The sequence below is a fragment of the Fibrobacter sp. UWB7 genome (genome assembly GCF_900142945.1).
Classification (GTDB): Bacteria; Fibrobacterota; Fibrobacteria; order Fibrobacterales; family Fibrobacteraceae; genus Fibrobacter.
The window spans coordinates 335,528-347,931 of the sequence record NZ_FRCO01000002.1 but is presented as its reverse complement, the minus strand read 5'-3'; the positions used below and the strand labels follow the sequence as shown (position 1 = coordinate 347,931).

12 protein-coding genes are annotated in these 12,404 nt (G+C 49.3%); 6 read left to right on the top strand and 6 right to left on the bottom strand.

Features of this window, described 5'->3' with window-relative positions:
- Window positions 1–32: 32 nt before the first annotated feature.
- On the bottom strand, window positions 33–1,148 hold the full coding sequence (locus BUC30_RS06960) for an aminopeptidase (RefSeq protein WP_073424172.1): 1,116 nt from the start codon (window positions 1,146–1,148) through the stop codon (window positions 33–35).
- A gap of 101 nt (window positions 1,149–1,249) precedes the next feature.
- Window positions 1,250–2,194, bottom strand: coding sequence for an AgmX/PglI C-terminal domain-containing protein (locus BUC30_RS06955; RefSeq protein ID WP_073424171.1), 945 nt, complete (start codon window positions 2,192–2,194; stop codon window positions 1,250–1,252).
- A 500-nt stretch (window positions 2,195–2,694) separates the two neighbouring features.
- Between BUC30_RS06955 and alr the strand changes: the two genes are divergently transcribed.
- Both alr and BUC30_RS06945 read left to right on the top strand, forming a co-directional pair.
- Window positions 2,695–3,918, top strand: a complete 1,224-nt coding sequence (gene alr / locus BUC30_RS06950; RefSeq protein WP_073424170.1) for an alanine racemase — start codon at window positions 2,695–2,697, stop codon at window positions 3,916–3,918.
- A gap of 17 nt (window positions 3,919–3,935) precedes the next feature.
- Complete coding sequence (locus BUC30_RS06945) at window positions 3,936–4,496, top strand: methylated-DNA--[protein]-cysteine S-methyltransferase (protein WP_073424169.1); 561 nt, start codon at window positions 3,936–3,938, stop codon at window positions 4,494–4,496.
- A 2-nt stretch (window positions 4,497–4,498) separates the two neighbouring features.
- Here the strand turns inward: BUC30_RS06945 and BUC30_RS06940 are convergent, their stop codons facing one another.
- On the bottom strand, window positions 4,499–4,912 hold the full coding sequence (locus BUC30_RS06940; protein WP_073424691.1) for a Rossmann-fold NAD(P)-binding domain-containing protein: 414 nt from the start codon (window positions 4,910–4,912) through the stop codon (window positions 4,499–4,501).
- A gap of 365 nt (window positions 4,913–5,277) precedes the next feature.
- Between BUC30_RS06940 and BUC30_RS06935 the strand changes: the two genes are divergently transcribed.
- Window positions 5,278–6,942: a diphosphate--fructose-6-phosphate 1-phosphotransferase gene (locus tag BUC30_RS06935; protein ID WP_073424168.1), complete on the top strand. Its 1,665-nt coding sequence runs from the start codon at window positions 5,278–5,280 to the stop codon at window positions 6,940–6,942.
- A 105-nt stretch (window positions 6,943–7,047) separates the two neighbouring features.
- Window positions 7,048–7,218, top strand: coding sequence for a hypothetical protein (locus tag BUC30_RS16085; protein WP_170861513.1), 171 nt, complete (start codon window positions 7,048–7,050; stop codon window positions 7,216–7,218).
- A 168-nt stretch (window positions 7,219–7,386) separates the two neighbouring features.
- On the opposite strand, the gene prfB is transcribed toward BUC30_RS16085, so the two are convergent.
- Window positions 7,387–8,497 (bottom strand): peptide chain release factor 2 gene (gene prfB / locus BUC30_RS06930; RefSeq protein WP_139260801.1). Its coding sequence is split into 2 segments (ribosomal slippage): window positions 7,387–8,424 and window positions 8,426–8,497, totalling 1,110 coding nucleotides; the frame shifts between segments, so codons are not numbered across the junction.
- A gap of 150 nt (window positions 8,498–8,647) precedes the next feature.
- Entirely contained in the window at window positions 8,648–9,655 is a 1,008-nt protein-coding gene (locus BUC30_RS06925; protein WP_073424167.1) for a peptidylprolyl isomerase, read from the bottom strand.
- A gap of 160 nt (window positions 9,656–9,815) precedes the next feature.
- Here BUC30_RS06925 and BUC30_RS06920 point away from each other — a divergent pair, with 160 nt between their 5' ends.
- The gene (locus BUC30_RS06920; protein ID WP_015732470.1) at window positions 9,816–10,679 is read left to right on the top strand and encodes a carbon-nitrogen hydrolase; all 864 of its coding nucleotides are present in this window, start codon (window positions 9,816–9,818) and stop codon (window positions 10,677–10,679) included.
- A gap of 116 nt (window positions 10,680–10,795) precedes the next feature.
- Complete coding sequence (locus BUC30_RS06915) at window positions 10,796–11,818, top strand: agmatine deiminase family protein (RefSeq protein ID WP_073424166.1); 1,023 nt, start codon at window positions 10,796–10,798, stop codon at window positions 11,816–11,818.
- Here BUC30_RS06915 and BUC30_RS06910 read toward each other — a convergent pair whose 3' ends face one another.
- Entirely contained in the window at window positions 11,819–12,403 is a 585-nt protein-coding gene (locus tag BUC30_RS06910; protein ID WP_073424165.1) for a ribonuclease H1 domain-containing protein, read from the bottom strand.
- Between the last annotated feature and the right edge of the window lies 1 nt (window position 12,404).

The window sequence follows — 12,404 nt, the reverse complement described above, 5'->3', positions numbered from 1 at the left end:
AAGATTTTTTGAATTGTGTGAGAAAAATATAATTAAACAAGGTTCTCCGGATTCAAGCACTTGAGCTCTTCGACCACAAAAAGACCATCCTTGCGGATGAGCTTGTCGTCGAACCAAATTTCGCCGCCACCGTATTCCGGGCGCATGATCAAGACCAAGTCCCAGTGGATGGCTGACTTGTTCCCGTTCGGGGCATCTTCGTAGCACATGCCCGGCGTAAAGTGGATGGAACCAGCAATCTTTTCGTCGAACAGAATGTCGCACATCGGAGAGAGCACAAACGGGTTGAAACCAATCGCGAATTCGCCCACGTAGCGAGCGCCTTCGTCCGTATCAAAGATGGCGTTCAGGCTCTTGTTGTCGCCCGTTTCGCAAGTCGCTTCGACAATTTTGCCTTGCTTGAAGACGAGGCGGATATTGCTAAACTGCTTGCCTTCGTAAAGTGTCGGCGTGTTGTAATGGATGACGCCTTCGATACTCCCCTGCACCGGCGCCGTATAGACTTCGCCATCGGGAATGTTCATGTTGCCGCAGCACGGCACCGCCGGAATGTCCTTGATACTGAATGTGATGTCCGTGTCCTGCGCCACGAGACGCACCTTGTCCGTCTTGTTCATGAGGTCGACCAAAGCCTGGGCGGCGCGCTGCATCTTCGGGTAATCGGCAAGGCATGCCTTGAAGTAGAAGTCTTCGAATGCTTCTGTGCTCATCTTTGCGCCCTGTGCCATGGACGGGTTCGGCCAGCGGAGCACGCACCAGCGCGTGTTGTTCACGCGGTAGTTGAGCACATCCTGAGTGATGGTCCTGTAGGCAAGCATCTTCTTGTCATCGATGTCGCAGTTTTCCATCGCGTTGTTCATTGCGCGGATAGAAAGGTAAGCCTGCATCTGCTTCATCTCGTTCATCGCAAGGTCCGCAGAGAGCTTCATCTGTTCTTCGGAGGCGCTACGGATAACTTCGCGGCGCACACGGCTATTGTAATTGTGGACAAATGCGTTACCGCCAACTTTGGCAACAGCCTTGATGAGCTCAGTCGAGAGCTCGTCCGGCGTATCGGTCGTTTCGATTAAAATGTTTTCGCCCGCCTTGAGTGCAATGGCGTTGTTTATCAAATTTTCTGCAAGTTGCGTAATGCGAGGATCTTTCATTCTTTACCCCATAAATTAAAATCACCGAAAGTCGGCGACAAAAATCGCCGACTTAAATTTAAAAATCTATTTGTCTTTATTCTACTCCAATTTCCATTCCATTACTCCGTAAAGGTAAACGGAATCGTCACTGTCGTATTTCCAGATTTGATCTTGCTGAATTTCCATCCACTCACAGACTTCTTGACTTCGCTATCGAATTCGGCATATCCCGTCGTAGAACCCACCACAGCGATGCTGATGATTTCGCCTCCCGGCGCAATAGTGAACTTCATTGTCACCTTGCCTTGGAATCCAGGTTTCTTCTTCAAGTATTTGTTGTAAATGTGGCGAAGTCCCGGTGTACGCTGCTTAACGACCTTCATGATTTCAGAAGCCGAACGGGATGCACTCGGAGATCCCATATCGATTTCATTCATCTTCGGTTCCTTCATAGTACCCATAGCCTGTGTCGAGATGGCTCCTGCAGAACCGCCGAGCAAGCCGTCAAGCATGTCGCCAATTCCACCAGAACCTCCCGCAATGCTTCCAGGATTGAATTTACCTCCTCTTTTGCCACGACGCTCACCAATTTTTGTCTTTCCAGATTTCATTACGCCATTGACATGAGTGAGAACTTCATGGATATCTTTAGCAAACTTCGTACCCATCAAATCGTAAGGAGACAAGCCTGCTTTACTTGTTCGTATGGCAAGTTCCTTAAGGACACCGCGGTTGACAGGAGCCCTCGGGTTACCTTCTCCTTTAGGCTTTGCTGCACCTCCTTTATGCTTACGATTGATTTTTTCATCATTTTTCTTTACATTTTTTTTGACTTTCGGTTCCTCCTTTAAAGGTTCGTCAATTTTCATTGTTGTTGTGATTGTTGGACTTTCAGGTGCTGGTTCAAACATGACCTCACCAATCAACGCTTCATACGTAGATGCCCAGAAGCCAAGCATCAACGCAACAATAAGCGATGCACCAGAAATGCGCACCATCTTCTTGTCGGAATCTGGCATCAAGGATGCGATGAAAGCATCTTGTTTTTGCTTTGTTGTTTTCATGATTTTATCCTCCCTTTTCAGGAAATTGGATGTTTTTGTTTTTTGGGTATCAGCAAACCAACTACCCCGTGAGCGGAGTATCAATTTGCCGAATGGCAACACTTCGGAATAAGGCTACCCGAACAAGCCTTTATTGCGAAGTTTCACGCGATTACATATAATGTCAGAAAAAGTTTAATTACAAAGTAAGGTATTTACTTAAACAACCCACATCCTTACCACACCCATAAAGTACCAATAAAAAAATCGCAAAAACCACTCCAAAACAGTAAAGAAAATTTCATACGAAAGTTTGTAAACTCAGATAAAATAAGGCTTGGCGCGTAGTTATTGGGCTTGCTCGCGATTATCGATTTTTTCTCAGCCCTAGATTTTTACAAAACTTAGACCAGTATAATTTATTCCATATTAGAATAGAATTCACAAAATACCCCCTATATTTGCGCTTTTTTACCAATCAAAAACCCATTTTTAAAAGACTTACCTATATTTCCATTATCATGAAACTTTTAGCTACTCCTCCCGATTTAAATAAGATTGCTCGCCCGAACTGGATTGAAATCAACCTAGACGCCCTCTGCAACAACATTCAATTTATCAGAAGCCAGATTCCGGCTTCCACAAAGATTTTGCTCCCTGTCAAGGCCGACTCTTACGGTCACGGAAGCCTCGCCTGCTCTTTCGCTGCTAAGTTCGGTGGTGCCGATTACCTCGGTGTCGCCCACATCAGCGAAGGCATGCTGCTTCGCCAGTACGGCATGGACTTGCCGATTCTTGTGCTTGGTCCTTGCACACCGTCTGACTTTGCATACTTTGTCGAATACCAGCTCACGGCTGCCATTACCGACATCCGCACCGCAATGGCTTTCGACCAGTTCCTTGGTGAAACAGGCACCGAATGCAAGGCTCACCTCGCTATTGACACGGGCATGAACCGCTATGGTTTTGATGCCGAAGACTTCAACAACATTCGCGCAGCCCTCAGCCTCAAGCATCTCAAGTTCGAAGGCATGTTCACGCATCTCGCTACTGCCGACATGCCGGGCAACCCGAAAACAGAAATTCAGATCCAACGCTTTACAAGACTCGTCGATGTGCTCGATGCCGACGGACTCCGTCCGCCCATCTGCCATTGCTCCAGTTCCGCAGGCACGCTCACGCACCCCGAAAGCCATTTCGACATGGTGCGTCCCGGTCTCACGCTTTACGGCTACAATTGCATGGGTGCAGTCCCGACCACATTGCCGATCAAGCCGGTCATGAAAATCAAGTCCACCATCCGCCACGTGCACGACGTGAAGCCTGGCGAAACAGTTAGCTACGGCGGTTACTGGGCAGCCCAGCAGCTCACGCGCATCGCAACCATCGCAATCGGTTACGGCGACGGTTACCTCCGCGGCGAATACAACAAGGGCTTTGTCTTCATTCGCGGACAGCTTTGCCCGATTCTCGGACGCGTCTGCATGGATGCGACGATGGTCGACGTAAGCCATATCCCGGATGTGCAAGTTGGTGAAACTGTTGACGTCGTGAACGGTGAACTCGACTTCCGCATTTCGATGGAAAGCGTTGCTGAAGAACACCACACAATTCCGTACGAAATTACAAGCCGCGTGGCTCGCCGCCTGTACCGCAAGTACTACTGGAAGAACCGCCTCGTGCGCTGGGATTACCTCAAGGAAGAATTCGGCGTCAAGGAATTCAAGGAATATCCATTGCGCTAGGAGAAGCACCGCATGGTATGAAGTTTAATGACCCGAAATTCACAAAGATAAGCCACCGGAATGTCTGGGGCGAATGGACCTTTATCTTCGAAGGATCCAAACTTTGTGGCCTAAAATTTCGGGAAACTTCAGACGAAATAAAAGCGACTCCGAGCAACGTGCAGGCTTGCGCCTATGCAAGCCCCGACATGGAAACGCAATTAAATAGCCGCGTTCGCAGCGCCTACCGCAAGGCGGTGAACGAACTTAATTTGTACCTCGCAGGCAAGATCTGCGAGTTTTCTATACCCATAAAAATCTACGGCACCGACTTTCAGAAAAAAGTTCTCGAAGTCACACGCCAAATTCCATACGGTAAAACTTGTACGTACAAACAAGTTGCCGAAGCTGTCGGACATCCGCAGGCAGTCCGCGCCGTTGGGAATGTTCTGCACAACAATCCGATTCAGGTCGTCATCCCCTGCCACCGCGTGATTGACAGTCGCGGTCGACTGAGCGGTTATGCGCTTGGCGTCGGATTAAAAAGAAGGCTCCTCTGCATGGAGGGAGCCATTCCGAATGAATTAATGTTGGAATAATTTTATGCACACTGTAGTGCGCCAAGCATGTCGTAAACCTGAGCTTCGACACTAAGGAGTTCCATGTCGTAGTTCGGAGCCCATTCGAGAATCGGCACGTTGTTGCTTTGGGCATATTCGCGGAAAAGGCTTTTATCGCCAACGGAATGCCCCAACAGCACTGGGCAAGTATTGTTATGAATGTTCAAGCCTTCGATGAGCTTGTCGGATTTAAATCCATAGGACAAATTGAACACGAAGTCGGCGTTGGCACATGCTTCATCGATAACATCCTTGTCGGAGTCTGCGTCACAGGCAAAGATTTCCCCAATTTCGATATTACCGATAGCGTTGAACACACCATCCTTAATGTCCTTGAGCATGGACAGGAGCCCATGACCCAGAATCGTATCGGATCCCCAGATCAAAACATTCATACATCCACCTTCTTTTTTGAGAATCAAGCAATGTTTGCCGGATGACATTCGTTACTTTTTTCTTACGCGCCGCATATATAGTAAAATTTACTCTAATTTGGAATAAAAAGTTAAAAAAATCATACAAAAATTTGATTTTTATCACATTTCGTAAATAAATTAAAAGGCGAGTGCCGCGACCATACTTGTATGGTCATGGTCGAGCCGTAAGGTTGGCGCTTGCGCCAGGATGGGTTTAAGTTTTTCCGAGCTGGGGCCCCGCCCGCATGACGTACTTTTTGGTTCTTGAAAAGAATAATTACTATATTTACGCCGGATTTTAACCAAAACCCGCGAATGCGGGGCAAATTAAAAAGGAATAAACAATGTCCGAAAATCTCTCTGTACTGACCAAGGCCCGTCAGGCCTATCAGCCGAAGCTCCCGGTCTCCCTCAAGAATGGTGCCCTAAGCGTGAAGATTAACAAGGGTGCAGCTACGGAATCCGTTAGCGACCAGGCAAAAATCAAGGAACTCTTCCCGCACACCTACGGTCTTCCGGTTGTTCAGTTCGAAGCTGCCGAAGCCAAGGCTGGTAAGGCTCTCCGCATGGGCGTGGTTCTCTCTGGTGGCCAGGCTCCGGGTGGACATAACGTTATCGCTGGTATCTACGACGGCATCAAGTCCGTTTCCAAGGATTCCGTCCTTTTCGGTTTCCTCGGCGGTCCGAGCGGTCTCGAAAACGGCAAGTACATTGAAATTGACGACGCCAAGATGGACGCCTACCGCAACGCCGGTGGCTTCGACATGATCCAGTCTGGCCGTACCAAGCTCGAAACTGAAGAACAGTTCAACAAGTGCATCGCTGTTGCTAACAAGCTCGACCTCGACGCTATCGTTATCATCGGTGGTGACGACTCCAACACGAACGCTGCTGTTCTCGGTGAATACTTCCAGTCCAAGGGTGTTAAGACCTGCGTTTGCGGTTGCCCGAAGACCATCGACGGTGACTTGAAGAACGAATACATCGAAACCTCTTTCGGTTTCGACACCGCTGTGAAGACCTACTCTGAACTCATCGGCAACATCATGCGCGATGCTAACTCCGCTCAGAAGTACTGGCACTTCATCAAGCTCATGGGCCGCTCTGCTTCCCATATCGCTCTCGAAGCCGCTCTCCAGACCCACCCGAACATCTGCCTTATCTCTGAAGAAGTCAAGGCAAAGCAGATGAAGCTCAAGGACGTGATCAAGCAGGTTGCTGACGTTGTCTATGCTCGTGCAGCTCAGGGCAAGAACTTCGGTGTCGCCCTCATTCCGGAAGGCCTCCTCGAATTCATCCCGGACGTTGGCGTCCTTATCTCTGAACTTTCTGAAGCCCTCGCCCACCACGAAGCTGAAGTCGAAGGTCTCGACACGGCTGCTAAGGTCGAAAAGCTCTGCGCATGGGTCAGCGCTGAATCCGCTGAAGTCCTCAAGAGCCTCCCGGCTGGCATCCAGGCTCAGCTCATGCTCGAACGCGACAGCCATGGCAACGTTCAGGTTTCTCTCATCGAAACAGAAAAGCTCATCATCGAAATGGTCAAGAAGGAACTCAAGAACCGTGGTGACTTCAAGGGCAAGTTCTCTGCTCTCAACCACTTCTTCGGTTACGAAGGCCGTTGCGCAGCTCCGTCCAACTTCGACGCTGACTACTGCTACAGCCTCGGCTTTGCTGCATCCGTTCTCGCTCTCAATAACATGAACGGCTACATGAGCTCTGTTCGCAACGTCACCAAGGGTATCGAAAACTGGGTCGCTGGCGGCCTTCCGATCACCATGATGATGAACATCGAACGCCGTCACGGTGCCGACAAGCCGGTTATCCGCAAGGCTCTCGTTGAACTCGATGGCCCGATGAGCGCTCCGTTCAAGTACTTCGCCGCTCGCCGTGACGAATGGGCTAAGACTGAATCCTACACCTACCCGGGTCCGATCCAGTACTGGGGTCCGAGCGAAGTTTGCGATATCACGAACTTCACGATCAAGCTCGAACGCGGTGCAATGAAGTAATTTTTACTTCAAAACAGCATTAAAAAATAAGATGCTCCTGGCTTCCACCGGGAGCATTTTTATTGTATATTAAAAAAAATCACAATCAACAAAAGGTGTCAAAAAATGGCTTGTGCAAATTGCAAACTCCGCGCACAATACGACAAAAACCCCAAGTCGCTGATCGGACGCATTTGGCGATTCCATATAAACTTTTGCCCAGGCTGGAAAAGCTATATCAAGAGCCTTTCCGAAGAAGAGCGCATTGCAGTCAAGGAAAAGTACAACTTAAAATAAAAGAAAAATGGCGGGCAAAACCCGCCACATTTATTAATTTAACTGGATGGGGCTAAAGCCCCAACTCTTTGGCTCGGTTATAAAAAAGAGCACGCTCTTTTTTGCAACACTCGCCTTCTGAGTTGTCTTCGCTTCGCTCAGGATGACGAATCACGAAAGCAAGGCGCGTTACTGCTTATTCACTTCGCTTGTGCTCAGCAGATAAGCGTCGATGAACGGCTTGATCTTTCCGTCGAGCACGCCTGCCGTGTCAGACGTTTCAACGCCTGTGCGGAGGTCCTTCACAAGCTGGTACGGTTGCAACACGTAGCTGCGGATCTGGCTACCCCATTCGACCTTCTTCTTCTCTGCCATGCGGGCATCGCGCTTCGCTTCTTCTTCCAAGCGGTAGTGTTCTGCGACCATGGTCTTGAGCATCTTGTAGCAGGTTTCACGGTTTTGGATCTGGGAACGTTCCGTCTGGCAGCTCGCCATGATGCCTGTCGGCAAGTGGGTCATACGCACTGCGGAATCCGTCTTGTTGATGTACTGACCACCGGCACCACTACTGCGGTACGTGTCCACACGCACTTCGGACATGTCGAGATCGAATTCGACATCTTCGTGTTCAGGATACAGATAAACGGCGGTAAAGCTCGTATGGCGACGGGCATTGGCATCGAACGGGCTGATGCGCACCAAGCGATGAACGCCGATTTCCGAACGGAGCAAGCCGTAAGCGTTTTCGCAAGTGACTTCAATCGTAGCACTCTTGAGACCCGCATCTTCTGCTTCCTGGAAGTCCACAACCTTGAAATCCATCTTTTCGCGTTCAAAGAAATGCGTGTACATGCGGAAAAGCATGAGCGCCCAGTCCTGGGACTCTGTACCACCTGCACCCGGATGGATGGACATGAGGCATGCACAGGCATCGTCCGGACCGTTCAGCATTTTCTTGAATTCCATTGCTTCGACTCTGGACTTTAGGTCTGCAATGTCGGATTCAAGCGTCGCCGTAAGGTCGGCAGATTCTTCGTCCTTGCTCATTTCATAAAGCTCGGCAAGGTCGTCGCATGTCTGGGAAACTTCTTTCCAGGAATCAATGAGTCCCTTGAGGTTCCCAATCTTTTTCATCATTGCCTGCGCCTTTTCCTGATCGTTCCACAGGTTCGGGTCGCCGGAATCCTTTTCAAGGACGTAGAGTTCTTCGGTCTTTGCCTCTAAGTCAAAGATACCCCCAGAGTTTATCGATGCGGCTGCGCAACTCGATAAGCCCGGTATGTGTAGTGTTGAATGCCATATCAAACCTCTAATATCAGCTAGTTAAAAAAAGAAGTGCCATCCTGAGTGCAGAACCGTAGATTCAAAATCGAAGGACCCAAAAGGATCTCTGGATTCTTCGACTTCGCTACGCTTCGCTCAGAATGACACGTACAAACAGTTCGTGCTATTACTTAGCAGAGCCGATTGCCTGAGGCGGTTCGTACTTCTTGTCGAGGTACTGGACCTTGTAGGTCTTGCCGAGGTCGTCGAGGTAAGCCTTGAGCTTAGCCTGGCGTTCCTGTTCAGCCTGCACGCGCAAGATGTAATCGATCTGGTGCTTGTAGCTTTCAAACTTGCCATCGTTCTTTTCGGTAAGCATGAAGATAGACACGCCGTCATTTTCCGTAATGACTTCGGAAATTTCACCGACCTTGATCTTGCCAACAGCCTTGGCGAAAGCGGCGCCCTTGGACTTGGCGAGGAACTTGTTCATGATACCGCCAGTCTTCTTAGCTTCCTTGTCGTCGCTGTACATGGCTGCAAGCTGAGCAAACGTAGCCTTCTTGGAGCGAACCTGGGCTGCAAGACCCTTCAACATATCCTTAGCATCGTTGATTTCCTGAGCGCTCTTACCCTTGGTAGAGATAAAGATGCGGGCACCGCTAATCGTATCGTTGATAGCGACCTTAGTCTTGTTGAGTTCCCAGAAAGCCTGGAGCTGCTTTTCGGTCGGAGCTTCGGGATACGGAACCTTCTTTTCGAGAATCTGTTCGCTCTTGAGCTGGTCTTCAATCTTGGACTTGAACTGAGCCATCGTCGTGTTAGACTTCTTGAGTTCCTTCTGGAAAGCTTCTTCGCTCGGGAACTGCTTCTTGAAGAGTGCGGTCAAGCTGTCCACCTTGGATGCGGAAACCTTGATGCCCATCTTCTTGGCTTCGAGCTTGATGAGTTCCTGACCCACGAGATTGTCAACAACGGCATAGCGAAGTTGAGTCATCATTTCTTCAGTCAACTTCTGGCCCGGAGCCTGCTGCTGACCGAGCATGGTTGCAAGGCTATCGATTTTACCAGCAGAAATACCGGTCTTTTCGACACGGATGACATCGATGCTTTTCGTATTCATCAACTGAGCAGAAGCAATACCGGCAGTAACGAGCACGGCAGCAACACCACGAGAAATGAGTTTAAGAGACATTATTTATCCTTTTATTAAAAATATCAAGGTTTTTAAAATTCAAGGGTTAATATAGAAAACTTACAACTCACACGCGTATCATAATCGTGATTTTACGCAAACAAAACATTGTTCTTACAAAAAATTGAAGTTATGACTCGTTTTTGCTAAATTATTGCACATGAACAAGATTAAAGTATATACGTTGCAAGGCAAATGGACCGGGGATTTCGATTCCAACAACAAGTGGTACAAGGACGAAGCGCTCAAGCTCAAGGGCAAAGACATCGATTTGCTCGTCCTCCCCGAACTTTTCCACACTCCGTACTTCCCGTTCGAAGAAAACGCAGACTTTTTCGATTTAGCGATTGAAAAGGATCACCCGATTGTCGCCGAATGGCAAGAAATTGCAAAGGAACTGAACGCCGTTGTCGTGTTCCCGTTCTTTGAAAAGCGCGCTCGTGGCATCTACCACAACTCGGCTTTCGTGTTTGAACGTGACGGAAGCATCGCTGGGCTTTACCGCAAGAGCCACATTCCCGACGACCCCGCCTTCTACGAAAAGTATTACTTTATTCCGGGTGACACCGGTTTCGAACCGATCAAGACGAGCGCAGGTACGCTTGGCGTGCTTATTTGCTGGGACCAGTGGTTCCCTGAAGCAGCCCGCATCATGAGCCTCAAGGGGGCCGACGTGCTCATCTACCCGACTGCTATTGGTTGGATGGATTCTGAACCCAAGGAAATTTACCCGCGACAGCAAGATAGTTGGATGACTGTCATGCGCGGACATGCGATTGCAAACCGCACATTCGTGATTGCTGCTAACCGCTCGGGCGTCGAAGGACACCTCACGTTCTGGGGCACAAGCTTTGTCGCTGCTCCGGACGGATACATTTTGCAAAAGTGCGATCCGGAATTCTTGGGTGCAAGCTATGTCGAGCTCGACCTTGCCGAAACCGAAGAAAATCGCCGTTGGTGGCCGCATTTCCGCGACAGACGCGTGGACTTGTACAAGGACATTTTGAAGATTTGGGCTGATTAGTTGTTAGCCGTTAGTCATTAGCTATTAGTAAAAAAGGCAGCAAAGCTGCAATTATAAGACTAAGGACCATTGACTAATGACTATTGACCAAAGATTTAATATAAAGGATTTTTTCCATGACGAAAAATTCAATTCGTTATCCGGCGGAATGGGAAAAGCAGAGTGCCACGTGGCTTGCATTCCCGCACAACAAGACGAACTGGTATGGAGAACGCGGCATCAACATCCGCAAGTTCTATATAGAACTTATCCGTAACATCACGGAATTCCAGCCGGTGAATCTGTTGCTCCCCGCCAAGAACTTTTTAACTGACGAAGAAAAGGCATCTCTCGCCAATCGCCCGTTCCCGGTGAACTTCATTGTCATCAAGACAAACGACATCTGGATTCGCGACTACGGTCCGTTCTTTATGAAAAAAGGCGACAAGAAGGTCGTTACCGAAACGCAGTTCAACGCTTGGGGAGCCAAGTTCCCGCCATGGGGACTCGACAACGCCATTCCGCAGAAGATTGCCGAAAATCAGGGACTCCCGCTCAACGAAAGCGTCCCGTTCATCTTCGAAGGCGGCGCTATTGAAGTCAACGGAGACGGTCTCGGCATTACGACCGAAGATTGCCTCGTCGGCAAGAACCGCAACGATGAAAAAGACTTGAAGAAAGTCGTCAAAGCTCTCTGCAAGGCATTCGGTCTCAAGGAAATGCTCGTGCTCCCGCACGGATTGCACGGCGACCACACGGACGGCCACATCGATAACGTTGCACGCTTTGTCGCTAAAGACAGAGTCGTCATGTGCATGACGGACAACAAGCGCTCCCCCAACTACGCGATTTTGACCGAAGCCAAGCAGTTCATCGAAAGCTGGCTTAAGGAACATTACGAAACCGCCAAGGTCGATACGCTCCCGCTCCCGCCGCAGCGCGTGCTCGATGACGGACAAATTCTCCCAGCATCGTACATGAACTACATCTACGTGAACGGTGGACTCATCTTCCCGAAATACAAGTGCCCGAACGATGCGAAGGCAAAGAAGTATTTCGAGAGCGTGTATCCGGATCGCAAGGTAATTGGTATTGATTGCCGCACTGTGATTGAAGAAGGCGGCAGCCTCCACTGCATGAGCAAGCACGAAAGCGAGTAGTTATTTCTTTCTCGCTTTTGCGATTGCTTCTTTTGCTAGTTTATCTACAAGTTCGTTCCACTTGACGCCAGTATGGGCGGCGACCTTTTCAAATTGCACTCGATGCAGATAAGGTTTTGCAGCCGCCACATACATCTTGGCGATATCGCTCTTGGCTTGCCATTCACCCTTAGCCCAGCGCGCAATGCCTTCGTAGTCGTGGCAAATAACGCCCTTCATATCGTGCGCATCTAGCCATCTCATCGCCTGGAACGAAGCCATCACTTCCCCATCGATATTCCTACTTTCAGCATCGAATGCCGTAATTCCCGAACCACGGGCAAGTTCGTTGTCGTCTTCAGTTACAACAAACGCCCAGCCGGCTGGGCCAAATCCAGGCGAAAACGAACCATCGACAAATACACGGATCCCATCGGGCGCAGGAGCCTCCATTCCGTCGAGCCAAGCCTGAGCCTCCTCGCGGGAACCGAAGGATTTGAACAAAACACCTTTAACCCCATGCGTGAGTTTTTGGCACTCGTCCCACGTGGTTACAATTTTCTTTTCATTTTCGCTTTTTACGGCATAGAACTTCTGTTTAGGCATG

Bases quoted from the DNA above. Each gene is read 5' to 3' on its own strand.
- BUC30_RS06910 (WP_073424165.1), bottom strand. From the start codon at position 12,403: ATGCCTAAACAGAAGTTCTATGCCGTAAAAAGCGAAAATGAAAAGAAA.
- BUC30_RS06955 (WP_073424171.1), bottom strand. From the start codon at position 2,194: ATGAAAACAACAAAGCAAAAACAAGATGCTTTCATCGCATCCTTGATG.
- BUC30_RS06935 (WP_073424168.1), top strand. From the start codon at position 5,278: ATGTCCGAAAATCTCTCTGTACTGACCAAGGCCCGTCAGGCCTATCAG.
- BUC30_RS06960 (WP_073424172.1), bottom strand. From the start codon at position 1,148: ATGAAAGATCCTCGCATTACGCAACTTGCAGAAAATTTGATAAACAAC.
- BUC30_RS16085 (WP_170861513.1), top strand. From the start codon at position 7,048: ATGGCTTGTGCAAATTGCAAACTCCGCGCACAATACGACAAAAACCCC.
- BUC30_RS06920 (WP_015732470.1), top strand. From the start codon at position 9,816: ATGAACAAGATTAAAGTATATACGTTGCAAGGCAAATGGACCGGGGAT.
- BUC30_RS06915 (WP_073424166.1), top strand. From the start codon at position 10,796: ATGACGAAAAATTCAATTCGTTATCCGGCGGAATGGGAAAAGCAGAGT.
- BUC30_RS06945 (WP_073424169.1), top strand. From the start codon at position 3,936: ATGAAGTTTAATGACCCGAAATTCACAAAGATAAGCCACCGGAATGTC.
- BUC30_RS06940 (WP_073424691.1), bottom strand. From the start codon at position 4,912: ATGAATGTTTTGATCTGGGGATCCGATACGATTCTGGGTCATGGGCTC.
- alr (WP_073424170.1), top strand. From the start codon at position 2,695: ATGAAACTTTTAGCTACTCCTCCCGATTTAAATAAGATTGCTCGCCCG.
- BUC30_RS06925 (WP_073424167.1), bottom strand. From the start codon at position 9,655: ATGTCTCTTAAACTCATTTCTCGTGGTGTTGCTGCCGTGCTCGTTACT.